The organism is Vibrio sp. YT-18 (genome assembly GCF_033337345.1).
GTDB classification, from domain to species: domain Bacteria; phylum Pseudomonadota; class Gammaproteobacteria; order Enterobacterales; family Vibrionaceae; genus Vibrio; species Vibrio alginolyticus.
Map to the genome: position 1 here is coordinate 1 of NZ_JAWOQO010000019.1, position 26,049 is coordinate 26,049.

At 44.2% G+C, this 26,049-nt stretch carries 28 protein-coding genes and 1 tRNA gene; 15 read left to right on the forward strand and 14 right to left on the reverse strand.

Features of this window, described 5'->3' with window-relative positions:
• Window positions 1-678 precede the first annotated feature (678 nt).
• The 3 genes from R7M72_RS19990 to R7M72_RS20000 all read left to right on the forward strand — a co-directional run bounded on the left by R7M72_RS19990 (window position 679) and on the right by R7M72_RS20000 (window position 2,520).
• The gene (locus R7M72_RS19990; protein WP_017634407.1) at window positions 679-879 is read left to right on the forward strand and encodes a helix-turn-helix transcriptional regulator; all 201 of its coding nucleotides are present in this window, start codon (window positions 679-681) and stop codon (window positions 877-879) included.
• On the forward strand, window positions 863-2,131 hold the full coding sequence (locus tag R7M72_RS19995) for a VapE domain-containing protein (RefSeq protein WP_206225465.1): 1,269 nt from the start codon (window positions 863-865) through the stop codon (window positions 2,129-2,131). Before R7M72_RS19990 ends, R7M72_RS19995 begins: the two co-directional genes overlap by 17 nt.
• Window positions 2,132-2,343: 212 nt before the next feature.
• A complete protein-coding gene (locus R7M72_RS20000; RefSeq protein ID WP_021451649.1) occupies window positions 2,344-2,520 on the forward strand; it encodes a helix-turn-helix transcriptional regulator in 177 nt (58 codons plus the stop codon).
• A 139-nt stretch (window positions 2,521-2,659) separates the two neighbouring features.
• Here R7M72_RS20000 and R7M72_RS20005 read toward each other — a convergent pair whose 3' ends face one another.
• A complete protein-coding gene (locus R7M72_RS20005; protein WP_206225466.1) occupies window positions 2,660-2,980 on the reverse strand; it encodes a hypothetical protein in 321 nt (106 codons plus the stop codon).
• Between the two features lie 72 nt (window positions 2,981-3,052).
• On the opposite strand from R7M72_RS20005, the gene R7M72_RS20010 reads away from it, so the two are divergent.
• Window positions 3,053-3,274 carry a hypothetical protein gene (locus tag R7M72_RS20010; protein ID WP_206225467.1) on the forward strand — a complete coding sequence of 74 codons (222 nt, stop codon included), beginning with the start codon at window positions 3,053-3,055 and terminating at the stop codon, window positions 3,272-3,274.
• A 51-nt stretch (window positions 3,275-3,325) separates the two neighbouring features.
• Here R7M72_RS20010 and R7M72_RS20015 read toward each other — a convergent pair whose 3' ends face one another.
• From R7M72_RS20015 to R7M72_RS20025, 3 genes are all read right to left on the reverse strand, one after another.
• On the reverse strand, window positions 3,326-3,574 hold the full coding sequence (locus tag R7M72_RS20015; RefSeq protein WP_206225468.1) for a hypothetical protein: 249 nt from the start codon (window positions 3,572-3,574) through the stop codon (window positions 3,326-3,328).
• A gap of 384 nt (window positions 3,575-3,958) precedes the next feature.
• A complete protein-coding gene (locus R7M72_RS20020; RefSeq protein WP_206225469.1) occupies window positions 3,959-4,744 on the reverse strand; it encodes a DUF4225 domain-containing protein in 786 nt (261 codons plus the stop codon).
• On the reverse strand, window positions 4,741-5,244 hold the full coding sequence (locus R7M72_RS20025) for an Hcp family type VI secretion system effector (protein ID WP_206225470.1): 504 nt from the start codon (window positions 5,242-5,244) through the stop codon (window positions 4,741-4,743). Before R7M72_RS20025 ends, R7M72_RS20020 begins: the two co-directional genes overlap by 4 nt.
• Before the next feature lie 361 nt (window positions 5,245-5,605).
• Here R7M72_RS20025 and R7M72_RS20030 point away from each other — a divergent pair, with 361 nt between their 5' ends.
• The 3 genes from R7M72_RS20030 (at window position 5,606) to R7M72_RS20040 (ending at window position 7,451) form a co-directional block, all read left to right on the forward strand.
• Window positions 5,606-5,893, forward strand: a complete 288-nt coding sequence (locus tag R7M72_RS20030; RefSeq protein ID WP_206225471.1) for a hypothetical protein — start codon at window positions 5,606-5,608, stop codon at window positions 5,891-5,893.
• 483 nt (window positions 5,894-6,376) lie between these two features.
• Window positions 6,377-7,252: a phage integrase N-terminal domain-containing protein gene (locus R7M72_RS20035; protein WP_017634401.1), complete on the forward strand. Its 876-nt coding sequence runs from the start codon at window positions 6,377-6,379 to the stop codon at window positions 7,250-7,252.
• Between the two features lie 67 nt (window positions 7,253-7,319).
• A complete protein-coding gene (locus R7M72_RS20040; RefSeq protein ID WP_017634400.1) occupies window positions 7,320-7,451 on the forward strand; it encodes a hypothetical protein in 132 nt (43 codons plus the stop codon).
• Between the two features lie 222 nt (window positions 7,452-7,673).
• On the opposite strand, the gene R7M72_RS20045 is transcribed toward R7M72_RS20040, so the two are convergent.
• The 5 genes from R7M72_RS20045 to rpsU all read right to left on the reverse strand — a co-directional run bounded on the left by R7M72_RS20045 (window position 7,674) and on the right by rpsU (window position 12,469).
• Window positions 7,674-7,749, reverse strand: a tRNA-Ile gene (locus tag R7M72_RS20045).
• A 155-nt stretch (window positions 7,750-7,904) separates the two neighbouring features.
• Complete coding sequence (gene rpoD, locus R7M72_RS20050) at window positions 7,905-9,767, reverse strand: RNA polymerase sigma factor RpoD (protein ID WP_005395986.1); 1,863 nt, start codon at window positions 9,765-9,767, stop codon at window positions 7,905-7,907.
• A 99-nt stretch (window positions 9,768-9,866) separates the two neighbouring features.
• On the reverse strand, window positions 9,867-11,633 hold the full coding sequence (gene dnaG, locus R7M72_RS20055; protein ID WP_005379719.1) for a DNA primase: 1,767 nt from the start codon (window positions 11,631-11,633) through the stop codon (window positions 9,867-9,869).
• Between the two features lie 149 nt (window positions 11,634-11,782).
• Complete coding sequence (locus R7M72_RS20060) at window positions 11,783-12,226, reverse strand: GatB/YqeY domain-containing protein (RefSeq protein WP_005379720.1); 444 nt, start codon at window positions 12,224-12,226, stop codon at window positions 11,783-11,785.
• A gap of 27 nt (window positions 12,227-12,253) precedes the next feature.
• On the reverse strand, window positions 12,254-12,469 hold the full coding sequence (gene rpsU, locus R7M72_RS20065; RefSeq protein WP_001145625.1) for a 30S ribosomal protein S21: 216 nt from the start codon (window positions 12,467-12,469) through the stop codon (window positions 12,254-12,256).
• A gap of 230 nt (window positions 12,470-12,699) precedes the next feature.
• Here rpsU and tsaD point away from each other — a divergent pair, with 230 nt between their 5' ends.
• Together tsaD and R7M72_RS20075 are read left to right on the forward strand one after the other, a co-directional pair.
• Window positions 12,700-13,716, forward strand: a complete 1,017-nt coding sequence (tsaD, locus tag R7M72_RS20070; RefSeq protein ID WP_005379854.1) for a tRNA (adenosine(37)-N6)-threonylcarbamoyltransferase complex transferase subunit TsaD — start codon at window positions 12,700-12,702, stop codon at window positions 13,714-13,716.
• A 176-nt stretch (window positions 13,717-13,892) separates the two neighbouring features.
• Window positions 13,893-14,708, forward strand: a complete 816-nt coding sequence (locus R7M72_RS20075) for an alpha/beta fold hydrolase (protein WP_053350197.1) — start codon at window positions 13,893-13,895, stop codon at window positions 14,706-14,708.
• A 34-nt stretch (window positions 14,709-14,742) separates the two neighbouring features.
• Here the strand turns inward: R7M72_RS20075 and plsY are convergent, their stop codons facing one another.
• On the reverse strand, window positions 14,743-15,354 hold the full coding sequence (gene plsY, locus R7M72_RS20080) for a glycerol-3-phosphate 1-O-acyltransferase PlsY (protein WP_005379857.1): 612 nt from the start codon (window positions 15,352-15,354) through the stop codon (window positions 14,743-14,745).
• 250 nt (window positions 15,355-15,604) lie between these two features.
• Here plsY and folB point away from each other — a divergent pair, with 250 nt between their 5' ends.
• From folB to R7M72_RS20095, 3 genes are read left to right on the forward strand one after another with little or no spacing between them, the layout of a single operon-like run.
• On the forward strand, window positions 15,605-15,964 hold the full coding sequence (gene folB / locus R7M72_RS20085; protein ID WP_005387458.1) for a bifunctional dihydroneopterin aldolase/7,8-dihydroneopterin epimerase: 360 nt from the start codon (window positions 15,605-15,607) through the stop codon (window positions 15,962-15,964).
• Window positions 15,961-16,443, forward strand: coding sequence for a 2-amino-4-hydroxy-6-hydroxymethyldihydropteridine diphosphokinase (gene folK / locus R7M72_RS20090; protein ID WP_005387457.1), 483 nt, complete (start codon window positions 15,961-15,963; stop codon window positions 16,441-16,443). Before folB ends, folK begins: the two co-directional genes overlap by 4 nt.
• 14 nt (window positions 16,444-16,457) lie before the next feature.
• Window positions 16,458-17,261, forward strand: a complete 804-nt coding sequence (locus tag R7M72_RS20095) for an undecaprenyl-diphosphate phosphatase (protein ID WP_053304328.1) — start codon at window positions 16,458-16,460, stop codon at window positions 17,259-17,261.
• Window positions 17,262-17,313: 52 nt separating this feature from the next.
• On the opposite strand, the gene R7M72_RS20100 is transcribed toward R7M72_RS20095, so the two are convergent.
• Complete coding sequence (locus R7M72_RS20100; RefSeq protein ID WP_213898502.1) at window positions 17,314-18,534, reverse strand: multifunctional CCA addition/repair protein; 1,221 nt, start codon at window positions 18,532-18,534, stop codon at window positions 17,314-17,316.
• A 138-nt stretch (window positions 18,535-18,672) separates the two neighbouring features.
• Between R7M72_RS20100 and R7M72_RS20105 the strand changes: the two genes are divergently transcribed.
• From R7M72_RS20105 to ggt, 3 genes are all read left to right on the forward strand, one after another.
• A complete protein-coding gene (locus tag R7M72_RS20105) occupies window positions 18,673-20,289 on the forward strand; it encodes an ExeA family protein (RefSeq protein ID WP_193837544.1) in 1,617 nt (538 codons plus the stop codon).
• The gene (locus R7M72_RS20110; RefSeq protein WP_182015955.1) at window positions 20,289-20,975 is read left to right on the forward strand and encodes a general secretion pathway protein GspB; all 687 of its coding nucleotides are present in this window, start codon (window positions 20,289-20,291) and stop codon (window positions 20,973-20,975) included. The genes R7M72_RS20105 and R7M72_RS20110 overlap by 1 nt, the downstream gene beginning before the upstream one ends.
• 273 nt (window positions 20,976-21,248) lie before the next feature.
• On the forward strand, window positions 21,249-22,979 hold the full coding sequence (gene ggt, locus R7M72_RS20115) for a gamma-glutamyltransferase (RefSeq protein WP_182015954.1): 1,731 nt from the start codon (window positions 21,249-21,251) through the stop codon (window positions 22,977-22,979).
• Between the two features lie 88 nt (window positions 22,980-23,067).
• Here ggt and R7M72_RS20120 read toward each other — a convergent pair whose 3' ends face one another.
• The 3 genes from R7M72_RS20120 to R7M72_RS20130 all read right to left on the reverse strand — a co-directional run bounded on the left by R7M72_RS20120 (window position 23,068) and on the right by R7M72_RS20130 (window position 25,929).
• The gene (locus tag R7M72_RS20120; RefSeq protein WP_005379900.1) at window positions 23,068-23,679 is read right to left on the reverse strand and encodes a TIGR04211 family SH3 domain-containing protein; all 612 of its coding nucleotides are present in this window, start codon (window positions 23,677-23,679) and stop codon (window positions 23,068-23,070) included.
• Window positions 23,680-23,857: 178 nt separating this feature from the next.
• Window positions 23,858-25,117, reverse strand: a complete 1,260-nt coding sequence (locus tag R7M72_RS20125) for an inorganic phosphate transporter (RefSeq protein WP_005379898.1) — start codon at window positions 25,115-25,117, stop codon at window positions 23,858-23,860.
• Window positions 25,118-25,248: 131 nt separating this feature from the next.
• Window positions 25,249-25,929, reverse strand: a complete 681-nt coding sequence (locus R7M72_RS20130; protein WP_005379896.1) for a TIGR00153 family protein — start codon at window positions 25,927-25,929, stop codon at window positions 25,249-25,251.
• Window positions 25,930-26,049: the final 120 nt, after the last annotated feature.

Sequence of the window (26,049 nt, forward strand, 5' to 3'; positions counted from 1 at the left end):
TCTCCCAGCTACGGTGTCTTCTCATTGGGCAGCGCCGTTTGATATTGGTGTAAAAATTAATGGAAATTAACAGTTTAAATTTTAACATAAGGCAGTACCCAACGTTTCTGGATATTAGGTGTTTTCATCAGATGTATGGGTATTTAACGCAATGGTGTTTAACAATCTGTACCTAAACATAACCTTCGAACTAGTGCGATTTAACTAATCGTCAAGTACTTGCAAACTCACTTTGCCATACCTTAATTTATTCATGTTTTGCTAATGTTCGATTGTAAGAAGCGACGACTGCTTGTGCTTTGGGGTGCTAAAAGTTATCCGTGAAATGCTAAATTAGTAAAATCACTGACTCAGAATTGTCCAATTTCTTCTATCTAAAGTACTGCTGTAAGGGGAGCCTGATTGCGTTTTGCAATACTAAGAGTTATCCGAAAGCGAAAGCGCTACTGAAGCCCTAAATTAATTTATGTCCAGAAGGAGCCTGAGTCGATCACGACAAACTTTTTATTAGCAAATCTTTTGGCTCCAAGTTTCATCTTCTGTTCGCACTGCGAGCAGTTTTCTCTGGTTGCAGTTTGTTGACAAGAACAATTAAAGCAATCGGCCTCCTAAAACCGTTCCCTCCTTTTTTTTCCAAGATACTAACTCCTGTCATTTGATGAGATAAGGAGAAAGTTGATGACACATAACCGAATCATGTCCTTGAAAGAGGTCTCTGAAGCCTTAGGACGAACTCCCAAAACTATTTGGCGATGGTGGGCAAAAGAGAAAACATTTCCGAAACCCATTCTGATTAATGGACGCTGCCTTGGGTGGCGAGAGTCTGAGCTAGATAACTGGATGGAGAATCAAGGGGGGAAAAGTGACAGCAGCAAGTGATAAAAGTCAGCCGAGCGAGCATCAACTCGATTTTCCAGACAAGAAAAAAGAAGGGCTTAAGAAGCTTATTCTGAATACAGATGACAACCTAAGGGTACTGTTAGAGCACAAAGGGTATATCCCTTACTTAAATGCGATGAACACTGAGATAGAAGTGATCCATAACGGTAAGGTTATGGAATATGAGGTGTTAATGAGTAAGCTGATAAGCGAATGTGCAAGATTCGATGTACCAAAAGCAGCAATTGGTGATCATCTACATGTTTTGGCAAAAGAGCGTTCATATCACCCTATTGTTTTGTATCTGGCTGACTCTAAATGGGATGGCGTCGAACGAGTGAAAAAAGTTATTGGGTGCATCCGTTCTAAGAGACCTGAAGTTACGGAGCTAATTATGCGGAGGTGGCTTGTTGGTTGTATTGCGGCGTTGTACGAGCCTCGGTTTAGCAGTAAGTTAGTGCCAGTGCTTCAGAGTAAGCAGTCTTTTAGAAAAACTGCTTTCTTATCAAGAATAGGTGACATCGTACAAGGGGCATTTCTTGGAGGTCGGGCTTTAGATCCTCGTTGTAAAGATAGCGTGTTACCTATTATTAAGTCATGGATTGTTGAACTCGGTGAACTGGAGTCTTCAACAAAGCACAGTCAAGGTCAGCTGAAAGCATTTATATCCCAAGAGGCAGACACAATCAGGTTGCCCTATGCGCGTACCGACCTCAAAAAACCGAGGCAAACGCTTTTGATAGCGACGGTAAACGGCCAAGATTTCTTGAAGGACAGAACGGGTAATACTCGGTTTGGTGTGATTGAACTAAATGAACCCATTGATATGAATACTGTGAATCGGATTCTCGGGTGGCAATACAACGGAACTGGCAGCCTTCGCCAAGAAGAGCCCGAGTCATTGCGGCAGTTTTGGTTGGAGGTCAAGCACATGTATGAAGCTGGTGAGCCTTGGGTACTGTCAATGGACGAGCAGGCTCTGGTTGATACGGTATCAGATAAATATTTGGATAAAGGGCGTTGGTATAAAATGCTTCAGGAGCGAATATCAATGGAGGCTGATGATAATCGAAGCCAGACTGAATGGCTTGCACCTGGCCAAATTAGCCAGATCTTAGGCATACCATGTAACTATGTTGCTCATGTCGGCAGAGCTCTACAGCGATTAGCTGATGAGGGGAAAATTGAAACTCGTTACAAAGATGGCTACAGGCTGTATTTGTTTCCAAGCATCTATCGTCCACATTTCTGAGATTGTATGTTCATAACTTTACTTCACTTACCTCACTTAAAGTGGAGTAAGTGAAGTAAATTGAGAAAAACCAAGTTTATGTCGTTCGCACTGCGAACATCTGATCAATTCAATCAATCGACCTCTTAAAACCGTTACGCCTCTTTTTATCAAAGATACTGGTTCAGTCATCAAATGAGAAAAGGAGGACGCTCATGGCAAGAGAGCGAATTATGTCCCTTAAAGAAGTTTCAGATTCACTAGGTCGGAGTCCGAGGACGATCTGGCGTTGGTGGGCCAAAGACAAATGTTTTCCCAAACCAATTCAAATCAACGGACGTTGTTTGGGATGGCGTGAGCGAGACTTTGTTGATTGGTTAGTAGAGCAAGAACAGACTTTTAAAGATTAAATTTATGTACGCGAGGCTATAGGCCTCGCTTTTTTTCTCACTGCGAACGTGAATTCCACTTGTTGGGATAGGCAGTTTGGTTCCGCATCAGTTAAATATTGGACCAATGTATAGGGTTACTATTTACGAGGAACCTTAATCAAGAGCGACGAGAGATACGCTTGAAGAGTTTGCCAAACTTAGATGGTGGTAACGTCAGAGTTGTTAAGAATAAGAAAAGCATAGCGACAAATCTGTAGGTATCAGTGTAGTAGCTATTGTTTGTTTCAATGAAAAACAGCCAGTTATCAATAAATTCTTTATTAAACAATACATTATAATGCTGCCCACCAAAGTTGCCTAAAATAAATAAGTATCCCAAGAAGGCAATAATATGATTTTTTTTAGAATAGAAACCTGAAAAATAATGGCAAATCAATACCCCGAGAACACTCAGTAAAATATATTCCAATAAAGGCATTATTCCTTTTCCTTAAAGTACGGCTCTATCCATTGTTTTAGTGCAGTAGGGCCAGAGCGCTCACCTTGGTTTATGAGCCAACCTACAAATGAAGGCTCTTACTACGTTTGCAGATTTAATGGGAAAGTTGAGCTTGTTGACCTTAAACTGGTTCATAGTGTAGATGGAAGAAGCGGTAAATTGATGATCTTTGGCTTAAACCAAGAGCCAGTGCCTTTAGATGAAGCGGGAGCTGGCGATTGGTTATGGTCTTTCTCTTATCACCAAACAAATACACTTGACCGAAGCATATAATTAGAATGAAGTGACTTAATGTACAGTAAATGTTGAGTCACTTTTCCCCAGCTACCAATCTGAATTATCTCTATGGCGTTTTTCTGTAACCCTATTCCTCAACTTACCCTCTAAATCCCGCTCGAACTCACATCCGATAACATCAAAGTAGATGTTGTCTGATAGCCCATCGTCAAAGCTTATATGCTCACTATCTTCACTATCTCTTGAGGCGTCTAGAATTAAAATGATGCTTTCGATTATTGAAATACAAGTCATGCTGAGTATTGATAGTGGGCTGAGGGCTTTTTTATCTTCCATGTTCCGTCCTCACATTGCCTTTCAAATTATAGATAAGGCTTCCGAACTTTGTGAAGCGCTTTAATCAATAACGACGAGAGAAGTGATTAAAGAGCTTGCTAAACTTAGATGGTGGTAATGTAGCAGTAGTGGACACTAGGAAAACAAAACTCATAAACCTCAGAGAGCCTGATACAGTTTCGGAGTTAGAATTAATGAAGAATAACCAATTGTCGACAATGGTTTTTTCAAACAAAATGCTGTAGTGCTGATGGCCAAATGCACATGCCGCAGCAACATATAAAATAAATCTTATATTAGTATTTTTTTTTCTGTAACGCTCTGACAAAAAGTGACTTGTTCCTAGTCCAATTAGACTAATGAATGCGTATTGCACTACTGACATTATTGGCCCTCTTCAAGGTAGGGGGAGATCGCACCTTCCACAGTATTATAATTACCAAACGTTTCGTTGAGTAATGCACCACTAGACATTGTTCTCCACCCTTTCGAAAAATCTTTAGATGAGTAGTAAAAAAGTTTAAATTGGCGAGCATTCGGCACGTTCGCATGTGGGACGGCCTTTAAAGTGCTTTTTAATCCATATAAGCTTGTTGCGATATCTACGGCAGCGTATGCGGCATCACCATCTCTCGGTGCCATTCCCATCTGTTCTGCTGCTAAGTGATACCCTTTTCGTATAAAGCTATTATTGTCACCATAATCACCGGTATATCGCCCTTTCCAGTTCTGAACGATATTACCAGTTATATTGTATGAGTTTTCATAAATGTTGTTTCCCCCGTGAGTAATCATTGGAGTACCAACGCCACTGCACCAAGATGCGCCAGCTATAGAAAAAACAGAGCTTGTAACACAGATACCATATCCAGCAGATAATTGTCCTACTCCAGCTATAAGACCAATACCATATTTGCCCAGTTCAAGAGCTTGATCAATCAAGCTTTGTCGTTCTTGCTTTACCAGACGAACAATTTTGCTCCCTACTAGAATCCCATCTCTGTAATCATTCAATAGGCATTGACCAAGAAAACGATATTCTTCCCGAAATTGATGTTGGACGGTTGGGTCTTGCAAGTGACTCATGCTGTACATGTTAGCTTGACGAAGCAAGCCTCTAACTGCAACTCTTACTTCGTCTTCTTCTATGTGCGTAGGAATATTGCTCATTGGGTTACTTTTTCCTTAAGTTCGGAAAGTGGCTGTATCCAAGATGCAAAAGCAGCAGTGTTTGCTCCAACATGACGCCAGTTAATATCCCTGTATGAAATAGCGATAGTTTCTGTCATCTCGCTTTCGTTGAAGTCGACGACATGTGGCATATGAGATGAAACTGACCTAATTAGGGCACCACTCAACGTTATCTCATAAAAAAGCTCATCCCCACCTTTATGATTTGGCCTATAAAAAGTCAGGCGGCATTTTAACTCTTCCCCATCGGAGCACGCTTGAGCCAATACTGGTGAAGATTTATCAATTTTCTTAACAATTTGAATTGGAGCATGGATCGAGCGGCTGTCGTGTGCAATCGAATGAGAGAAAGATAGGACGGTAATCTCATCCTCATGACCTAGCTGATAGCTGTTTCCCATAGAATAGAAAGTATTGCAGCCTGTTGATAGACAACCACTCATGATGCTCTCTATAGATAGGTAAGCTTTTGTACTCATTGGTTTTTCCTGAATATTAAACGTGCAAAAAATGTTAGCAAACTAAACTAAGTGGGTCACCTTGCATATCGATGTTCTTATTAGTTGAAATGTCCGTGAAGACGATCTAAAAGCAGGTATTATCAAATTCGTGAAGGTCAGCCGCATTCTTTAGTTAGGCTCTATAGAAGGCCTTAGTATTAATCTAATTACTGCTTAGAAGAGCATCTCATTACTTTTTATTCATTGCTCTTGGCTTTGTTCACATTAAGATTTTCTGATTCGCTTATAGTGATACTGTAAGTGAATGTTCGCAGTGCGAACAAAACAACGTAAAGGGGGATGCATGGTGCAGATGGACGAATTTATTTGGAAGCGCTACATGGAAGACATAGAAGGTATGTTTAGAGATGCTGTCACGAGTTTGGACTTGCAGCATCGCGCCGTCATGGCTAAAGCAATTACGGCCATGTTAATTCAAGAGCCACCATTTAAGCTTACAGATGAAAACATAATCAATTACTTGAAATCTCCTGATGACATCAAACGTCAGATATTCGTTCAGTATGGTTACTTTGATCCACGCCTCGAATCGTCTTTGCAAGAAGCTGTTCTATGTATCGATAATATCAAAGAACCACTGCTCAACAGCATAAAGAACGCATGTTAAAGCCCTCCTGTCACTAGCTGTGAAATAGGTAGTGACAGGAGGTATACCACGAGCGCATCACCTTATTTTTTCTATATTCTCGTTATTTCTTTTAAGCGGGGTCACTTGGTGACAGCCAAGTGACAGATTGGTAGTCTCATCACGTAAATAAAAAAGTAGCTGTCGCTATAAAGACTCTTCATAAATCATAAATGTTCAACAGGAGAAAGAAACGTAACCAGCATTGTGATGTCACAATGCTCTTCTCGTAGATGCTCACGCTTCTTCAAGTAGATCATGTACGACATTCGTAACTATCGATACACAAACCATCACTCTTGCCCTAATCGTCTCTGAGGCATTCATCTTACTAACCATAAGTTTGAATTGGGCTTATCACTAACCATCAGGTTCACGTGGTTTGATTACGTTTTCTCCATCATTTTTTCAAGTAGATAGAGCCATATGAGCTATATGGCTCTTATTTGTTTAGGAGTAAGAGTCATGAGCAAACCAAATTTACGACACGGCCTAGTTTTGTTAATGAAGCGCAACATTGATGGGAGTTATGCCTCTCAAGCTGCACGTAAAAACATCCTCATCCAAATCGAAAAACAATTAAAGAGAGGAGGGTACAGGCACTTAACTCCAAATACACTTAAGTTAAAGCACGTAAAATTTTTGGTTGAGCATTGGCAAAGTCAACGATTAAGCATTGGAACTATAAAAAACCGAATGGCACATATTCGTTGGGTATTCGAAAAGACTGGACGTGAGCATTTGTTACCCAAGTCCAATGAAGAGTTGGGGATAGGAAAGAGAGTTTTCAGTGACAATAGTACCAACAAGGCGAAAGAGCTTGATGAAGTAAAGTTTAACGCAATCTCAGACCCATATATAAAAATAGCGTTAGAGCTACAATCTGCATTCGGTCTGAGGCGGGAAGAAGCTTTGAAGTTTAACCCCAGTATAGCTATTAAAGTAGATAGAATTCATTTAATGGGTTCTTGGACTAAAGGTGGCAAGGCGCGAGAGGTACCAATCAGAAACGAATATCAAAAGCAGGTATTAGAACGAGCTATAGCTATTGCCCCAAGAGGCTCTCTGACTCCCGCAGGCAAAAAGTACATTCAACAGCTAAAGCACTACGAAAATACTTGTAGGAAGGTTGGGTTATGCAAGAACCATGGTCTACGCCATCAATATGCTCAACAGCGATACATAGAACTGACAGGAATGAATGCACCTAAAGCGGGTGGTTTAACTAGCAGAGAACTGAGTAGAGAACAAAAAAGTGCAGATAAAGAAGCTCGCCTTATTATTAGTAGAGAGTTAGGGCATGAGCGAGAAGAGATTACAGTTATCTATCTTGGCCGGTAAGCACATTATCAAGTTTTGTATTGTTAGGTTAAAATATAACCACAAGAACACTAGGGCGGGTTTCAATATGTTAGTACAACTTTTGGATGTAACGGGTATGACTTTAGCTCAACTTTTATTTTTAGCTCTAGTTACCGTTGGTACAATCGGTTTGCCTTTGTTAGCTATTTGGTATGATCGCAAACACGGAATTGAGTAAAATAGGCAGATAATAAAAAGCGCCCCCTTTCATATAAGGGGGCGCTTTTTATTATCTTATCGAATTTTCTGTTCTGCTCGTGATGGAAAAATGTTGGCAAGCTCAGCAAAGCGTCCAAAATTGTGAGCTAAGCAACTTCCTAACTACACCCACAACTACACCCAAAATCACTAGGTACAAAAAAAGCGTAGCAGGTACTAACCTGCTACGCCTTCTAGAATATGGTGGCCCCTCGCAGACTTGAACTGCGGACCAATCGATTATGAGTCGACTGCTCTAACCACTGAGCTAAGGGGCCTTAATAGGACAACGATTATAGGGGAAGCGTTGCAAGGTGTCTAGATACCAACTAGGGCAATTGCGCTTAGTTTTTATCCACTTAGAACAGTAGATAATAAAAAAGGTGACCTAAAGTCACCTTTTTTGATTTCTAAAAGCTTGTATGCGCTGCGATTATTCGTCTAGGAAGCTGCGCAGAGTCTCTGAGCGGCTTGGGTGACGAAGTTTACGTAGTGCTTTTGCTTCTATCTGACGGATACGCTCACGAGTAACGTCGAACTGCTTACCAACTTCTTCTAGAGTATGGTCAGTGTTCATGTCGATACCAAAGCGCATACGAAGTACTTTCGCTTCACGTGGCGTTAGACCTGCAAGCACGTCTTTTGTTGCCACCTTAAGGCTAGTTGCAGTTGCAGAATCTAGCGGAAGTTCTAGCGTTGTATCTTCGATAAAATCACCTAGATGCGAATCTTCGTCGTCACCGATTGGTGTCTCCATTGAGATAGGCTCTTTAGCGATTTTTAGAACTTTACGAATCTTGTCTTCTGGCATTTGCATGCGCTCTGCCAGTTCTTCCGGTAGTGGCTCGCGACCCATTTCTTGCAACATTTGACGAGAAATACGGTTTAGCTTGTTGATCGTTTCGATCATGTGTACCGGGATACGAATCGTACGTGCTTGGTCCGCGATTGAACGAGTGATTGCCTGACGGATCCACCACGTTGCGTAAGTCGAGAACTTGTAACCACGACGATATTCGAACTTATCTACCGCTTTCATCAGACCGATGTTACCTTCCTGGATCAGATCCAAGAACTGTAGGCCACGGTTGGTGTATTTCTTCGCGATAGAAATTACAAGACGCAAGTTCGCTTCAACCATCTCTTTCTTCGCACGGCGAGCTTTTGCTTCACCGATAGACATACGACGGCTGATGTCTTTAATGTTCTGTACGTTTAGAGAAGTCTCTTCTTCAATCATTTTTAGCTTAGCGATTGAACGACGGATTTCTTCTTCGTTACGTTTGATCTTTTCAGCGTATGGCTTGTCTGAAGCAAGAACTTCATCCAACCAAGCTTCACTTGATTCATTACCAGTGAACAGCGCGATGAATGATTTCTTCGGCATTTTGCCGTATTCAACCACAGACTTCATGATTAGACGCTCTTGAGTACGAACGCGATCCATAGCAGTACGCAGTTCATTCACTAGGTGATCAAACTGTTTAGGCGTTAGACGAAATTCGCGGAATACGTCTAGCATCATTTCATTAGCAACGGTTGCTTTCGGGCTGTTATAGCCGTACTCGTTGATTGCTAATTGAAGATTTTGATAGGTGCTGCGTAGTTGGTTGAATTTCTCTAGCGCTAATTCTGGATCGATACCTACATCTTCTTCAGAATCATCTGAATCGTCATCGCTATCTTCGTCGTCATCAACGTCTTCATCGTCTTCTTCTTCTAACTGAGATTCAGTCAGTTCAGAACCGATGTGTGTTGCCGTTGGTGCAGCGGTGTCGTCAGCATCTGGATCTACAAAACCTGAAATTAGGTCTGTAAGACGTAGTTCTTCAGCTTGAACTTTGTCAAATTGCTCAAGAATGTACGGAATTGTGCCTGGGTATTCAGCAACAGACGATTGAACTTGGTTAATACCTTCTTCAATACGTTTTGCGATGTCGATTTCGCCTTCGCGAGTTAGAAGTTCGACAGTACCCATCTCACGCATGTACATACGTACTGGGTCTGTTGTACGACCAATCTCACTCTCTACGCTAGAAAGTGCAGCGGCTGCAGCTTCGGCTGCATCTTCATCGGTAATATTTGTGTCATCGTTCAGTGCTAAATCATCAGCATCAGGAGCAGTTTCTACTACCTTAATGCCCATGTCGTTGATCATCTGAATGATGTCTTCTACCTGTTCTGAATCTACGATTTCAGCAGGTAGGTGGTCATTTACTTCGGCGTAGGTCAGATAGCCTTGTTCCTTGCCTTTAATAACAAGTGACTTTAGCTGTGACTGCGGATTGTGATCCATAGACGGTATCCAACTTCGTAATCTGGTGAAGGAATCAGTATGCGAAATGCAAACCACTTACTATAACAAATTAAATCGTTGCTGACTAATTAAACAGGGTTACGCTTTTAAATCTAGCATAAGTGCTAGCAGCTCCCTTTTCTCTTCGGCTGATAAACCGACACTTCTTGCTTTGGCCTGCAGGTTTTCAATTTGTTTTTCTACGCACTGGGCAATAATTTTATCCAGTGAGTCTAAAAAGATTTCTTCTTGGTTGTCCTCATCGAGTGGAATGTCCCAACTCGCGAGACGAGACAGAAGGGTCTCATTTTGGCTGTTTCGCCAATGCTCTAATAATTGGCCTGTGTTGATATGGGGATGCGCTTGGCATTTATCAAGTACATCAACAAATAAACTTAGACCAGGAATGGGCAAATCTCTAACGCTAGTTAGATCTGGCACCATACTTACGTATTGTGGGTTTTGAATCAGTAACGCGATCACTTCTCGCATCGGCGTTCGCTTGATTTCTTTATGAGGTTGAGGCCTTTTATCCTCTTTACCTTGTTTTGAAATTAGCTGCTGTAGTTGGCGTTCATCAACCAAACCCAAACGGCGGCCAAGCAATTCTCTCAAGTATAGTCTTAAAGTGCCGCCAGGGACTTTATCAATGAGAGGAACCGCAAGAGTACTCAGTTTTGCCATGCCTTCTTTCGTGCTCATGTCGACCTGCTGAGTCAATGAGCTGAACATGAATTCAGACAAGGGCATCGCATTAGACACTTGCTGCTCAAATGCTTGTTTTCCGTTTTGCCGGATATAAGAGTCGGGATCTTCTCCATCCGGCAAAAACATGAATTTTAACTGGCGACCATCAGTTAGGTAAGGCAATGCATTTTCCATGGCACGCCACGCTGCTTCACGGCCTGCGCGGTCACCGTCATAACAACACACGACGGTGCTTGTTTGCCTGAATAACACTTGCAAGTGATCGCCCGTTGTCGAGGTTCCCAATGAGGCAACGGAATAATCTACGCCATATTGAGCAAGCGCGACAACATCCATATAGCCTTCAACCACTAAAATTTGTGGTGGCTCACGGTACGCTTGTAGTACTTCATAAAGGCCATACAACTCTTTACCTTTATGAAATATCGGGGTTTCGGGTGAGTTGAGATATTTTGGTGTCCCGTCACCTAATACTCTACCACCAAAGCCTATTACTCGGCCGCGTCTGTCTCGAATAGGAAACATCACTCGACCACGGAATCGGTCGTAGCGGTTGCCTTTATCGTTTTCAATCAACATGCCGCCTGTGACGAGCATGTCTTGGTTTTCTTTATTCTGGCCAAAGTTCTTACGAACTAAATCCCATTCATCAGCCACATAGCCGATGCCAAACTTCTGGACGATTTCACCAGACAGGCCGCGATCTTTCAGATACTCAATCGCCACCTTACTTGCTGGCTGTTTGAGTTGGTTACGATAAAATTGAGCAATGCTGCCCATTAAGTCGTATAGGTTACGTTTTTCACTGCTGCTTGCTTGTGGGCCTGATTGAAACGAACCATTACCGCCGCTACGTTGTTCGCGAGGAACATCTAAACCCAAGTATGAAGCGAGTTCTTCAATGGCTTCGACGAATTCTAGTCGGTCGAATTCCATCAAAAAATCGATGGCATTTCCATGCGCGCCACAACCAAAACAATGGTAGAACTGCTTTTCTTGACTGACACTGAATGAGGGTGTCTTTTCGTTGTGGAAAGGGCAGCATGCGCCGTAGTTTTTGCCTTTTTTCTTAAGTTTCACACGTGCGTCGATGATATCGACAATATCAAGTCGAGCTAGAAGGTCATCGATAAAACTGCGAGGGATGTGTCCAGCCATAAAACCTAACAAAAAAAGAAGATGATGAGTGGAGTGAATGCCTTAAAAGAATGAGCGTATTGCCCATTGATTTCATTCCATCCATCCAGATACAAACAAGCCGTGCGCTCCAAAGGATAGCACGGCTTGCTGCAATTGGGTGGGGTACCTTAAGCCAATTTAGCGCGAACTAAACCGCTTACTTTACCCATATCTGCACGCCCTTGAATTTGCGGTTTCAGAACGCCCATTACTTTGCCCATGTCTTGCATGCCAGCTGCGCCAGATTCAGCAATCGCGTTCTCGATGAGAGCCGCTACTTCTTCGTCTGTCAGTGGTTGAGGCATAAAGTCCTCAAGAACGGTAATTTCTGCTTGTTCCGCATCAGCAAGATCTTGACGACCCGCTGCTTCAAACTGCGCTACAGAATCGCGACGTTGTTTAACCATCTTGGTCAATACTGCAAGAATGTCGTCATCGTTCAGAGTAATCTGTTCGTCAACTTCACGTTGCTTGATTGCTGATAGGGCTAAACGAATAGTACCAAGGCGCAATTTGTCCTTGGCTTTCATCGCTAATTTTTGCTCTTCTTTGAGTTGATCAATCAGAGCCATAACTAAATTCCTTTTGGAGCTCAGTTATTAGTACAGGCGAACGCGACGAGCGTTTTCGCGAGCTAGCTTCTTAGCGTGACGCTTTTGAGCTGCTGCTTTAGCGCGTTTGCGAACTGTAGTTGGTTTTTCGTAGTGCTCACGACGACGCACTTCAGAAAGGATACCTGCTTTTTCGCAAGAGCGCTTAAAACGACGTAGAGCAACGTCGAACGGTTCGTTTTCACGTACTTTAACTACTGGCATATGCCTTTCACCTCAGGGGTTATTCGTTAACGCTGGTATTCAACAGACCAAATCACAATTGTTAGGTCTCTTACCAGCTTGATCAAAAATGGTGCGGAATTTTAATCCGATCACAACTACTTTGTAAAGCCTTTTGTCGATTATTGTCTGTACAAAATTTGTTTGCAGCACCAAGGCGAGGTAATATGACGCCCAAATTTCCTCTATACAGAAAGCATACTGAGAAAACCATGCGCATTATTGGTATTGAAACCTCTTGTGACGAGACTGGCATCGCAATTTATGACGATGAAAACGGTCTCTTGTCACACAAGCTATACAGCCAAGTAAAACTGCACGCAGATTACGGCGGTGTGGTGCCTGAGTTGGCTTCACGTGACCACGTAAAGAAAACCATTCCTCTTATTAAAGAGGCACTAAAAGAAGCGAACTTAACTTCAAAAGACATCGATGGTGTCGCGTATACCGCGGGGCCTGGTCTTGTTGGGGCGCTATTAGTGGGTGCGACTATCGGTCGCAGTATTGCTTATGCTTGGGGAGTGCCAGCGGTACCTGTTCATCATATGGAAGGTCACCTATTGGCCCCAATGTTGGAAGATAACCCTCCACCGTTCCCGTTTGTGGCGGTATTAGTATCGGGCGGTCACTCTATGATGGTGGAGGTGAGAGGCATCGGTGAGTACAAAATTCTAGGTGAGTCGATTGATGATGCGGCGGGCGAAGCGTTTGATAAAACAGCGAAGCTAATGGGTTTGGATTACCCAGGCGGTCCACTATTATCTAAACTGGCGGAAAAAGGTACACCGGGCCGCTTTAAGTTCCCGCGCCCAATGACGAATGTGCCAGGTTTGGACATGAGTTTCTCTGGTCTAAAAACCTTTACGGCTAACACGATTGCTGCAAACGGTGATGACGAGCAAACTCGCGCGGACATCGCATTGGCATTTGAAGAGGCTGTGTGTGCTACGTTGGCTATTAAATGTAAGCGCGCGCTTGAGCAAACAGGCATGAAACGCATTGTTATTGCTGGTGGTGTGAGTGCTAACCGTCGTTTGCGAGCTGAGTTAGAGAAGTTAGCGAAGAAAGTTGGCGGCGAAGTTTACTACCCACGTACTGAGTTCTGTACAGATAACGGTGCGATGATCGCTTACGCAGGCATGCAGCGCTTGAAGAATGGCGAAGTGGCTGACATGTCAGTAGAGGCTCGTCCACGTTGGCCAATTGATCAACTAACACCTGTCGCTTAGTCAAATTTATGCGGTAGGTTTGAAACCGGTTCTGTGTAATAAAGGTCTCTGCTCCTCAGAGGCCTTTATTTTTAATTATTCAATGAACCGCCTCGTTTTACATTCTGACTGATGCGAGCAGTTCGCTATTGTTTCAGTGCTAGGATGACGTGGAAGAATAAGAAATGGATATAACAATGAATAAGTTTGAAATTGAAGGTCAGCAACTTGCTTATCTAGATAAAGGTGAGGGCCCTGTGCTTCTATTTGGTCATAGTTACCTTTGGGATAGCCAAATGTGGGCGCCGCAAGTTGAGGTTTTAAGCCAGTCATTCCGTTGTATTGTGCCAGATCTTTGGGCACATGGTGAATCGGACGCTGCACCTGCATCGACACAGTCATTGGCCGACTATGCACAACATATGTTGGCATTGATGGATCATTTAGATATCGAAGAGTTCTCGATAGTGGGCTTATCTGTTGGCGGCATGTGGGGAGCAGAGCTAACGGCTCAAGCGCCGCAACGTGTTAAGTCACTGGTATTGATGGATACCTTCATTGGCTGGGAGCCAGAAGTTACGTATAAGAAGTATTTTGCAATGCTTGATACCATCAGCCAAGTCCAAGCAGTGCCTGCGCCAATTATTGAAGCCGTTGTGCCGCTGTTCTTTGCCAACAACGTCAATCAGGATAACCCTAAACTTGTCGCTTCATTCAAACGCAGTTTAGAAGAGCTGAACGGTGAGCGTGCGGTGGAAGTAGCTCGCATAGGGCGCATGGTGTTTGGTCGCCGTGATGTGATTGAGGATTCGGAAAAATTTGCTCTGCCGACGTTAATTGCAGTGGGCTGTGAAGATAAACCCCGTCCAGTTTTTGAATCTTATTTAATGAAAGACTGTATCACAGGCAGTGAGTTGGTAGAAATTCCGCAAGCGGGACACATCAGTTGTTTAGAACAGCCGGAGTTCGTCAACCAGATGTTGTTGAACTTCCTGAATCGAGTTCATGCGTAACCAATACATCCTTCTTTAAACGAAAAACTCGGCATTAAGCCGAGTTTTTTTGTGTCAGTTTTTTCTCGCCGATTTTTGGCTCGTCGCCAGACAAAAGCCGACGAATATTTTGATGATGCTTAAATACGATTAAGCAGCACAGCATAGCAACAGGTAACGTGTATTGCGGTTTAAACATCCAAGTATAAAACGGAGTGACCAAAACCGTGACGAGAGCCGCTAAGGATGAATAGCGGAATAGCGCGGCTACTGACAGCCAAGTTAACATTACCAATCCTGTTAAGTCCAAACCAATCGGAGCGATAGCGCCAAGCGCGGTTGCGACACCTTTTCCGCCTTTAAAGTGGAAAAAGATGGGGTACATGTGGCCAAGACAGGCAGCAATGGCGATGACGCCAAGAATGATAGGGTCGATACCAAGAAAGTATCCGCCCCACACGGGGATAGTGCCTTTGAGCATATCGCACAACAAGACTGAAACAGCGGCTCCTCGTCCGCCAATACGCAATACGTTCGTTGCTCCAGGATTGTTAGATCCCACACTGCGTGGGTCTGGCAGTTTTAAGAGTCGACAGATCAAAACCGCACTGGAAACCGAACCTAATAAATAGGCGGCCATTGTCATTATCAGTGCCAGTGCGTCCATAGAAGTCCTTGATGGATTGGAATTTAATGCTCGGTTCCCGCGTAGTTGCTATCATACCCCGAATTTACATAATGCAGAAATCCTCACTGTGATAGAGCTTGCATTATGTGATTTCTTGTATATAAAGATGCTTTCGCAGTTTATACCTAAGTAACATTGTGATGACCAAAGTAAATGTTACTTAGGTATAGAATACTACGATCAAATTACCCCTCACGGGTATCCGACCTCTGTAATAGAAGGACATAAGATGGCTCTGGATAAAGTTTTTATTGAACAGTTAGAAGTAATCACCACCATTGGCGTGTACGACTGGGAACAACAAATCAAACAAAAGTTGGTTCTAGATATTGAAATGGCACACGATAATAAACCTGCGGGCAAAAGTGATGATGTGCAAGATGCACTGGATTATTCGCAGGTGAGTGAGGCGGTACTTAACCACATTGAAAATGGTCGTTTCTTACTGGTCGAGCGCGTGGCTGAAGAAGTAGCAGAGCTTATCATGCAGCGTTTCTCTGTGCCTTGGGTGAAAATCCGCCTAGCGAAGCCTGGCGCCGTGCCGCAAGCACGTGCTGTTGGTGTGGTGATTGAGCGAGGCCGAGCATGATCACCACTTATATCGGTGTTGGGACGAACGTAGAAAGAGAGCAACATGTGCTTGCTGCGTATCAGGAGCTGCAACGGCTTGGAGAAAATCTCCTCGTATCACCGATATATGAATGCGAACCTATTGGTTTTAGCAGCAAGAATTTCTACAACTTTGTCGTTGCAATGCGTACCGAGTTGTCATTAGAAGAGTTGAGCCATCAACTACGCGAGATTGAATTTAAGTGGGGACGCGAAGAAAACGCGCAAAAGTATCAGGATCGAACACTGGATCTCGATATAGTGTTGTTCGGTGAGCGCGTCTCCAAGAAAAAACCTGAGCTACCTCGCAGTGATATCTACAAATATCCTTTTGTCACAAAGCCGCTGTATGATCTCGAACCGCAATTAGTGATCCCAGGCGATGGACGCACAGTCGCAGACATTTGGCATGCTATGCAGCCAGTCGATTCGCTCAAACCCGTTTCCTTTCATTTTTAATTTGAGTTGTTTACATGAGTTATTTTGAAGCCTTTATTTTGGCTCTGATTCAGGGGCTGACAGAGTTTTTGCCTATCTCAAGCTCTGCCCATTTGATCCTACCTTCCGCTATTTTAGGATGGGAAGACCAAGGTCTAGCCTTTGATGTTGCTGTTCACGTCGGTACATTAATGGCTGTCGTGATCTATTTTCGTCATGAAGTAATCACTTTGTTTCAAGCGTTATTTGCTTCGATCTTTAAAGGAGATCGCAGTAAAGAAGCTAAATTGGCTTGGATGATCGTGATTGCGACGATTCCAGCTTGTGTGTTCGGTCTATTGATGAAAGACATCATTGAAGTGTATCTACGTAGCGCTTACGTCATCGCGACTACCACGATCGTATTTGGCTTGTTGCTATGGTGGGTAGACAAAAACGCTGAACTCGTTGCCGATGAATACCAAACGGGTTGGAAGAAAGCTGTATTTATCGGTATTGCCCAAGCCTTAGCGATGATTCCTGGAACTTCACGCTCAGGGGCGACCATTACAGCAGCGCTTTACCTTGGCTTTACTCGAGAAGCGGCTGCCCGCTTTTCATTTTTAATGTCGATCCCAATCATTACATTAGCTGGTAGCTACTTAGGTATGAAGTTAGTGACCAGTGGTGAACCTGTCCATGTTGGTTTCTTAATGACTGGCATTATCACATCGTTTATCAGTGCGTACATCTGTATCCACTTCTTCTTGAAGATGATTTCACGCATGGGCATGACACCGTTTGTGATTTACCGTCTGATTTTGGGCGTCGGTTTGTTCGCTTTTCTATTAAGTGCATAATTGATGCTAACGAAAAACGCCCGCGAAATCCGCGGGCGTTTTTGTTTGTTCGTTACTTCTTAAGTGCTGCTTTCACTGCTTCAATACGTCGTTTTTCTTGCTCGTCACGAATCGCAGGGCCTTTAAAGCCCTCTTTGATTATGATTTGAACGTCAACTGCCGCTGCTGCTTGGTAGGCTTGCCTAAAAATATCCGCCTGTGGATATGGTTGCGTTTCCAGTCCTTTACGACCAGCGTGATCCGCTTGGCAGCAAAGCAAGATATCTTGCAGACGTTCGGACTTACGCCACACATCGAGCTTATTGAGTATTTTAATTATGGTTTGTGGTTTAAGTTCAGCCGCGCGATGAATATTGGAATGCTGTTCGCACACCATCAAGGCTAAATCACGAAACTCATTTGGTACCCGGACACGTTCGCACAGCTTTTTGATCAGTTTTAATCCTGTATGGCAATGCATTTTGTGGCTTGGCCATTCGCTCTCTGGCGTCACGCCTTTACCCAAGTCATGCACTTGGGCGGCAAACCTGACGGGGAGTGAGTTACTCAATTTTGCGGCTTGCTCTGCCACCATCAAAGTATGGATGCCAGTATCGATTTCTGGATGCCACTTCTCAGGTTGAGGTACGCCAAATAGTGCATCAATTTCAGGTAACACCACGGTTAATGCACCACAGTCTCGTAGAACCGATAAGAAAATATCAGGGCGAGGAGTAGAGAGAGATTTATGCCATTCTTGCCAAACACGCTCGGGAGTCAGTGTGCTCAGCTCTCCAGACTCTGCCATGTGACGCATTAACCGCATAGTTTCGTCGGCAACCGTAAAGTTTAGATCAGCAAGCTTTGCAGCGAAGCGAGCGACACGTAAAACGCGTAGAGGGTCTTCAATAAAGGCGTCTGATACATGGCGTAGCAGTTTATCGTTGAGATCTTGCTGGCCACCATATGGGTCATGGATCGTGCCATCACTCTCCATTGCCATCGCGTTAATGGTTAAATCACGACGTATCAAATCTTCTTCTAAGGTGACGTTTTGATCGAAGAAACATTCAAAACCAGTGTAACCAGAACCTGACTTTCTCTCTGTTCGTGCAAGGGCATGTTCTTCTTTACTTTTGGGATGCAGAAATACAGGAAAGTCTTTACCAACGGCGGTGTACCCTTGGGACAACATCATCTCAGGCGTCGCGCCTACGACCACCCAATCATTGTCATAACTATCAATTCCGAGCAATTTATCTCGAACTGCGCCACCTACTAAATAAACTTGCACGAATTACCTCTTAATTTATGGATATGCCGTTGGACATTGTAGCAAGCAATGGTACTTTTCTTTACTCCCGAGAGTAGATGCGGCTATGTTTATATTATATCTGACTATTCTCAGGTGGTTTTTTAGCTGGAGAGCCTAATGTATAAGGACTTTTTTGGGTTTGTCGAACAACCATTTTCGATTGTTCCAAACTCACGTTATTTGTATTTAAGCCAACGTCACAAAGAGGCAATCACACATCTCCAAGCCGGGCTAGGCGATGGCGGTGGTTTTGCTATGCTTACTGGCGAAGTAGGTACAGGCAAAACGACCGTCGCAAAAGCGATGCTGGCGAATTTGGGTGATAACACCAAAGCGGGTCTTATCCTCAATCCCACGTTTTCGAGTAGAGATTTGCTCGAAGCCATTTGTGATGAGTTCAAAATCACCTATCCGCCAGACGCAAACCTCAAACAGCTAAACCAGGTTATCCATCAATATTTGCTGCGTAATTATCGTTCAGGCTGGCAGACATTGCTGGTCATTGATGAGGCTCAACACCTTGCTGCCGACGTTCTAGAGCAGTTGCGCTTGTTGACCAACTTGGAAACCGATACCAGAAAACTGCTCAAAGTGTTGTTGGTCGGGCAGCCTGAATTGCAGCGGTTATTACAAACAACACAACTACGCCAACTTGCCCAGCGTATTACTGGGCGTTATCACCTGTTGCCGTTGGATGAAAAAGAGACAGAAGATTACATCGCATTTCGACTACATACAGCAGGTGGCAACCAGCAACTGTTTAATCGTGCTTCTTGTAAACTTATAGCCAAATACAGTCACGGTATACCGCGGCTCATCAACCTTATCTGTGACAAATCCCTCAACATTAGTTATCACCAGGGTAATGTGGTGGTGGATAAGCAAACCGTTCAGCAGGCCTGTGAAGAGGTGATGCAGTTTCAGGCAGATATTTATCAGCAAGATAAAAAAGAGCGCCGGACTTTCCGTTGGCCTGCTTGGGGCTCAGTCACGGTAGGCCTTATTGCTGCATTAAGTACGGGGTGGGCGGTCGTGAATTATATGCCAGCTCAAGCGACGTCAGTGTTGACACAAGTGACGGAGCCAAGAGTAGAGCCAACACCAACCGTCGTCAGCCAACAGTTAACGGATGAGCAGCGTGATTTATTGTTAACACAAAAACAGTCGAACCTCGCTGTAAATGATTTGTATCGTTTGTGGGGGTATCAAGCATCGGTTCGCGATAATCTTTGTTTGTCAGAACCGCAGTCGACTATGCGTTGTGAGCGTAAAATGGCGACTTGGCCGCTGTTGATGCAACAAAATCGCCCTGTGATCTTGGAGTTGAATTATCAAGGTGATGTTGGGTATGTCATTCTATATGCCGTCGGTAATGATCAAGCTGAAGTGCTCAATGGTAAGCAGCGTCTCCGTCTGCCAGTTTCGTGGCTAAAGCCGTTGTGGCAGGGCAATATTATCGAACTGTGGCATGCTCCGCTGAATGAAACATTACGTTTAGACATGGAAGGCCCTGCGATTGAAGTATTAGACCGATTATTAGCAGAAGCGGTGAGTGAGCCACTGCTTGAAACGTCTATTTTTGATGGTGCGATGAAAGAGCGAGTCGAGTTATTTCAACGTTGGCAAGGAATTGGTGTCGATGGTATTGCAGGTAAGCGAACGCTAGACCGACTTCAGCAAAATGTTCAGCCAGATGCGCCTCAACTGGCGAGAATCGAGAAGGAGGACGCATAATGTCAGCTGTGAAACATATAGGTCTGTTCTTGCTGCCAATCACTGCTTCTGCTATCGGAGTCGCTTGGTACTTAGATCTCTTTGCACCGAGTGCTGAAGTAGATACAACGTCCCCGATAGAAAAGGTCGAAGTGGTATCACCTTTCAAAGTATTAGACTATCCAGAGAACACCCAGTTGGCCCAATTGCCAAGAGAGTGGCCAAGTGCAGAGCTATCGCGTGATTTTGGTACATTTACCACCCCCGATGAATACACGAGCCATACACCAAGCAGAGATGAAACACGCAACTCAGCATCAACCCAAGCGACTTCTGCTGCTGAAGAGGACCTCGGGTTGTCTTTGGATGATCTGGATTTATCCTCATTATCTCCTGATTTAGCTAGGAAGGTCGAAAATGCCTTATCCCGAGATGATGACAATTCTTCATCACAAACGGCACGCGTGAACGATTTAGAGCGCAACGCTCACCAGTGGCAAGGGCGTCTACCTGCGCTTAATTTGCAAACCCATATGTACGCTAGTGATGAAAATCGCCGTTGGGTGAAAATTAACAATATTGAATATCATCAAGGGGATGTCGTTGATGATCAGGTCACTCTAAGAGAAATACAACCGCAAGCTGTGATTGTTGAGTTCCAAGGTGAGCAAATTCGTATACCAGCGTTGTATGAGTGGAAAGGGTAACTCTTGTAGAAACACATCAAGCCAGCGAAATCATATCGCTGGCTTTTTATTTTTCAGAGCATCTTTTGCATCTATTCTGGTGATGATTTTTAGATACTCAAACAAGCAAAATATAGCTTTTCTCAGTCGTTTAAATAGCACCAATATCATTCATCTATTGATAGCGCGATTCCAGTCAACGTTGTGTAAAAAGACACCATCTTCACGAACTTCGGAGTAATGACTTGGTCCACGTTAGACCCCATCACATAATAGGAGTCTAAACAGAGACACATGCGTATTCTGATTTTTTCTTTAAGCATTGTTGCATCGACAAGCTATGCAGCAAAGCCAGACCCATTCCCAGTTACACCAGATAGTCGCGGGCAAGATTTCATGGTCAGTGCGACGAATCCTTACGTGAGCAGTACCGGTTACTCAATATTGAAAGAAGGCGGTAATGCTGTTGATGCTATGGTCGCGATGCAGATGGTGATGTCTGTCGTTGAGCCAGATATGACCGGAATTGGCGGCGGGACTTTCGCGCTGTTTTATCAACATGACGAGAAAAAATTTCTGGCCCTTGATGGTCGAGATGAAGCGCCCTCTAGCGCGAACCCTGAAATGTTTGTTGAGAATGGGGAAGTACTCAGTCGCAACGAAATATTAGGCCCTCGTTCTGTTGCGGTTCCGGGCACATTGCGGTTGCTTTACACCACTCATGAACAATATGGCAAGTTGCCATGGGCAGAGCTGATTAAGCCGGCGATTACATTGGCGAGCAATGGGTACGCGATGAACAGCTACACCTACGACATCGTAGTAAGAGAGCAAAGCCGACTTGAGCAAGATCCGGAAGTGAAAGCCTTGTATTGGCAAGGGGACGATATTAAGCCGACGGGAACCTTGATGAAGAACCCTAAGATGGCTGAGACGCTGAGGAAGATCGCGCAACAAGGCGATCGTTACCTTTATGGTGGTGAGCTTGGTCAGCACATCGTAGAGACGGTTAATAGTCGTATTGATGACCAACACGAGAAGTTGTCTTTAGAAGATTTTAAACATTACCAAGTGAAGCAGCGTGACATCATTGAGAGCGACTACCGTGGGAATAAAATCGTCTCTTTTGGTTACCCAGCTTCGGGCGGTGTGATGGTCGCTCAGAGTCTTGAACTGCTCGCACCCTATGACATTGCCCATATGGCGAAAACGGATGTGGAACCTTGGCGTCTCATGACTGAAGCGATGCGAATTGCAAAAGCCGATCGTATTGCGTATGCCGGAGATCCGGATTATGTGGAAACGCCAGTTGAACAGTTGTTGTCTAAAGCCTATCTAGATCAGAGACGTGATTTAATCCCTGATAATGGCACTTTAAAAGAGGATCCAAAAGCAGGACAGATAACGCAAACTCAGTATGCGCAATATCAAGGCTTCGAGAGCAAAGATACAGGGCATATTTCTATCGTCGATAGAGATGGAAATGCAATTGCGATGACCAGCACCGTTGGCACGGGTATGGGCTCGGGTGTGATGGTCGATGGCGTTATCTTGAATGCGCAGATGGCTAACTTCTCACCTCAGCCAACGGTTAACGGCAAGCCTACGCAAAACTCAATTGAAGCGGGCAAGCGTCCACGTTCGGCTATTACGCCATTAATGGTGATGGACAGTGATGATAACTTGCGTTTGGTGGTTGGGTCACCAGGTAGTTCACAAATCCCGGGGTATGTACTCAAAACCGTGGTTGGGGTGCTGGATTGGAATTTATCAGCGCAAGAGGCTATTGACTTACCAAACATCCAGTATGGCACTAAGATAGACCGCACCAAGTCTTATGACCCGACTGGTTTGCTGGTGGAAAAGAAAACGTTCTCAGAAATGTTGGTGCCTGAGTTTATGGAGCTTGGCTACCCAGTGCACGTTATTCCAGTGGTAAGCGGTTTGAATGCAATTGAGCTAAAAGATGGCAAGCTTTATGGCGCAACGGATCGTCGTCGAGCCTCTAGTTCAATGGGGGAGTAGTACTTACTTCTGTCAAACGAAGCAAACTAAAAAGCCAGTCGATATCGACTGGCTTTTGCGTTCTTTTTAAAGATAAAAGCGTGAGGGTTTATGCCCAACCCGCAGGAGAGCGCTTTCTACGAGGCATGACATGCGGAAGAATCAAACCAAATAGTAAACCTAAACCTGCGACACCGCCGCCATAAGTGAAGTACTTAAGCAGCATGTCATCTTTTTGAGTATCCAGTTTTGCGCGTAGCTCGCGGTTTTCTGTTTCAACAGAAGTAAGCTGATCGCTGATCTCAGAGTATTTATTTTCTAGATCTGAAATTTGTTGGTTACGTGTTTCGAGAGAGGTAACAAGACCGGCTTTCTCTGCATCAGAAGTTTGACGAGCATTAGCAAGCTGCTCTTTTACTTCGGCTAGCTCTTTCTCAATGCGAGGAAGGCGAATTGCCATGCTCTCTTGGTTTGTCACAAACTTGCTTTGTACCCAACCAGTGCGACCACGGTCATCACGAACTTGCGTATAGCCAGTATCTCGGTTGGTTTTAATCAGTTGTACTTTAGAACCGGCGTTAACACTACCAATAATACGGTAGGTGTTATTTGGACCTGAATGCATAAAAGTGAAGAGGTCATCAGAAATATAACGGTCTGCTGCTAGGGCCGCTGGCGCTGCTAGCAAAGTAAACAAAACCGTGATGATTAGTTTTTTCACAGTAAATCCCTTAACGATTTTTCTTGGAGACAGCGTTGGCACCGAATGATTGGAGCCGGAAATAGACGAATAGTATGCAGTTTCAAACCTCGGTGCAACAAAGAAGGGAGGCAAAGCCTCCCTTTCTGTGCGTTTGAGTCAATAATGACAAAGCGCTTACATTCTATTGACGAGTGTCTTAAGCGAACATCGCTTGAAGTCCGTAGAAGAATACTACGGCCAATAACGCACCCGCTGGTAGTGTAACGATCCATGATGCCACGATGTTACGAACTACTCCTAGGTTCAGTGCTGCGATACCACGAGCAAAGCCAACACCGAGAACCGCACCAACCAATGTTTGAGTGGTTGAAATTGGCAGGCCTGTACCAGACGCTAGAACTACCGTACATGCTGTTGCTAGCTGTGCTGCAAAACCGCGGCTAGGCGTTAGCTCAGTGATGCCTGTACCAACGGTTGCCATTACTTTGTGACCTAGTGTTGCAAGACCGACCACGATACCAATACCACCAAGAGGTAGAATCCACCAAGCGATGGTGCTTTTCGTGCTGATTTCGCCCATGTGTTCAACAGTCGATACGACAGCAGACAGTGGACCAATGGCGTTTGCAACGTCGTTTGAACCGTGTGCAAATGCCATCGCACAAGCGGTGATAACCATCAGAACGCTGAAGATACCTTCCACGCCAGAAAAGCTGCGGTCTTCTTCGCGATTAGCGAATTTTTTCTGGATGTATACGTAGCCGCCAATCATCACAAGTGCTGAAACTGCTGCTGCCCACATCCAGGCTTCACCATTGGTCAGGTGAAGACCAACGTGTTTTAGACCTTTTTTGATGGTTACAAGTGCAATCACCATTGTTGTGATGAACATGTAAACAGGTACAAAACGTTTTGCGTTAAACAGAGGGTTCTCAGTATCAAAAATCAGGCGCTGTGCGCTGACAAAGATAACGTAAGCAAAGAAACCTGAAATCACTGGCGTAATAATCCAGCTACCAACAATGCCTTGAACGCTGCCCCAGTCAACCGCTTCAGTACCTACTGATACGCATGCAAAACCAATGATTGCACCGATGATTGAGTGAGTCGTTGATACTGGCCAGCCCATGTAAGAAGCAAGAAGCAGCCATGTACCTGCTGCTAAAAGCGCAGACATCATGCCGTAGACAAGAACATCTGGTTGACTAGCAAATAAAGAAGTTTCGATTACACCTTTACGGATAGTGTCGGTTACTTCACCGCCTGCAAGGTAAGCACCTGCAAATTCGAAGATCATCGCAATGATGATAGCTTGTTTTACAGTTAGCGCTTTTGAACCTACAGATGTACCCATCGCATTAGCAACGTCGTTCGCGCCAATACCAATCGCCATCATGAAACCAAAAATCGCTGCAACAATAATCAGGACAGTGCCGTAGTTCGCAAGGATATCCATCGTAATACCTAGTTGTTTTATAACAAGCGGAACAAAATTTTACGCGCGCCAAACCATAAGACGATGAAAATAGTCATCGTCCCTATGACACGTGTTAATTATGCTCTTCGTTATGTCGTTAACTTTATGTTTTAAGATCGAGATAGCATGACTTCCAAACGAGCACCTACGCGCTGCGCTTGGTCGGCAATACCACCTACCCATTCAAGAATCTTGTATAGGAACATGACATCGATAGGGTTCATGTCAGCTTCAATCACCATCAACTGTTGGCGAAGTTCAATCTGCATGGCATCGGTATCATCTTCGATAACGTCTAATTGATGAATCATTTCAGCGACGAGCGTCACTTCACGGCCTTTGAAGCCGGTTTCTAGCAATTCATCAAGTTCATTGATTACCTTTTGCGCCTGATCGGCAGCATCAAGACAACGTTGAACGTAAGCGAGGAAGTTTGGTTGGAGAGCCTCAGGGATGACAAGTTGACGACCATATACACGGCCAGCAATGTCTTTTGCCAGGTTTGCAAGTTTGTCCTGTTGAGTCAAAAGCTCAAGCATGTCAGTACGGTCGACTGGCATGAACAAACCGCGAGGCAGTTTTAGACGGATTTCACGTTTCAGCACATCCGCTTCTTTCTCTAGGTGAGAAATTTGTGCACGGATTTCTGCTGCTTTTTCCCAATCACCCTTTGAAGATACTTCAAAGAATTTCACCAAGTGTGAACAACATTCGTTGACACACACAACGTGGCGTTGCAAAGGCTTAATTGGGGACTTTGCAAATAACCCCATAATTGTATTTACTGGCATGGTCATTCAACCTAATAACTATAACCTTAAAAAAACATACACCATTTCTGAGTGCTTGGCGAAATGTTGAACGATGGCTATAAAGGCGCGCATGGTAACGCATTAAATCGCTCATTAAAA

Coding starts and splice junctions, on each gene's coding strand:
- R7M72_RS19990 (WP_017634407.1), top strand. CDS start 679: ATGACACATAACCGAATCATGTCCTTGAAAGAGGTCTCTGAAGCCTTA.
- R7M72_RS20000 (WP_021451649.1), top strand. CDS start 2,344: ATGTCCCTTAAAGAAGTTTCAGATTCACTAGGTCGGAGTCCGAGGACG.
- R7M72_RS20005 (WP_206225466.1), bottom strand. CDS start 2,980: ATGCCTTTATTGGAATATATTTTACTGAGTGTTCTCGGGGTATTGATT.
- R7M72_RS20010 (WP_206225467.1), top strand. CDS start 3,053: ATGAGCCAACCTACAAATGAAGGCTCTTACTACGTTTGCAGATTTAAT.
- R7M72_RS20015 (WP_206225468.1), bottom strand. CDS start 3,574: ATGGAAGATAAAAAAGCCCTCAGCCCACTATCAATACTCAGCATGACT.
- R7M72_RS20020 (WP_206225469.1), bottom strand. CDS start 4,744: ATGAGCAATATTCCTACGCACATAGAAGAAGACGAAGTAAGAGTTGCA.
- R7M72_RS20025 (WP_206225470.1), bottom strand. CDS start 5,244: ATGAGTACAAAAGCTTACCTATCTATAGAGAGCATCATGAGTGGTTGT.
- R7M72_RS20030 (WP_206225471.1), top strand. CDS start 5,606: ATGGAAGACATAGAAGGTATGTTTAGAGATGCTGTCACGAGTTTGGAC.
- R7M72_RS20035 (WP_017634401.1), top strand. CDS start 6,377: ATGAGCAAACCAAATTTACGACACGGCCTAGTTTTGTTAATGAAGCGC.
- R7M72_RS20040 (WP_017634400.1), top strand. CDS start 7,320: ATGTTAGTACAACTTTTGGATGTAACGGGTATGACTTTAGCTCAACTT.
- rpoD (WP_005395986.1), bottom strand. CDS start 9,767: ATGGATCACAATCCGCAGTCACAGCTAAAGTCACTTGTTATTAAAGGC.
- dnaG (WP_005379719.1), bottom strand. CDS start 11,633: ATGGCTGGACACATCCCTCGCAGTTTTATCGATGACCTTCTAGCTCGA.
- R7M72_RS20060 (WP_005379720.1), bottom strand. CDS start 12,226: ATGGCTCTGATTGATCAACTCAAAGAAGAGCAAAAATTAGCGATGAAA.
- rpsU (WP_001145625.1), bottom strand. CDS start 12,469: ATGCCAGTAGTTAAAGTACGTGAAAACGAACCGTTCGACGTTGCTCTA.
- tsaD (WP_005379854.1), top strand. CDS start 12,700: ATGCGCATTATTGGTATTGAAACCTCTTGTGACGAGACTGGCATCGCA.
- R7M72_RS20075 (WP_053350197.1), top strand. CDS start 13,893: ATGAATAAGTTTGAAATTGAAGGTCAGCAACTTGCTTATCTAGATAAA.
- plsY (WP_005379857.1), bottom strand. CDS start 15,354: ATGGACGCACTGGCACTGATAATGACAATGGCCGCCTATTTATTAGGT.
- folB (WP_005387458.1), top strand. CDS start 15,605: ATGGCTCTGGATAAAGTTTTTATTGAACAGTTAGAAGTAATCACCACC.
- folK (WP_005387457.1), top strand. CDS start 15,961: ATGATCACCACTTATATCGGTGTTGGGACGAACGTAGAAAGAGAGCAA.
- R7M72_RS20095 (WP_053304328.1), top strand. CDS start 16,458: ATGAGTTATTTTGAAGCCTTTATTTTGGCTCTGATTCAGGGGCTGACA.
- R7M72_RS20105 (WP_193837544.1), top strand. CDS start 18,673: ATGTATAAGGACTTTTTTGGGTTTGTCGAACAACCATTTTCGATTGTT.
- R7M72_RS20110 (WP_182015955.1), top strand. CDS start 20,289: ATGTCAGCTGTGAAACATATAGGTCTGTTCTTGCTGCCAATCACTGCT.
- ggt (WP_182015954.1), top strand. CDS start 21,249: ATGCGTATTCTGATTTTTTCTTTAAGCATTGTTGCATCGACAAGCTAT.
- R7M72_RS20125 (WP_005379898.1), bottom strand. CDS start 25,117: ATGGATATCCTTGCGAACTACGGCACTGTCCTGATTATTGTTGCAGCG.
- R7M72_RS20130 (WP_005379896.1), bottom strand. CDS start 25,929: ATGCCAGTAAATACAATTATGGGGTTATTTGCAAAGTCCCCAATTAAG.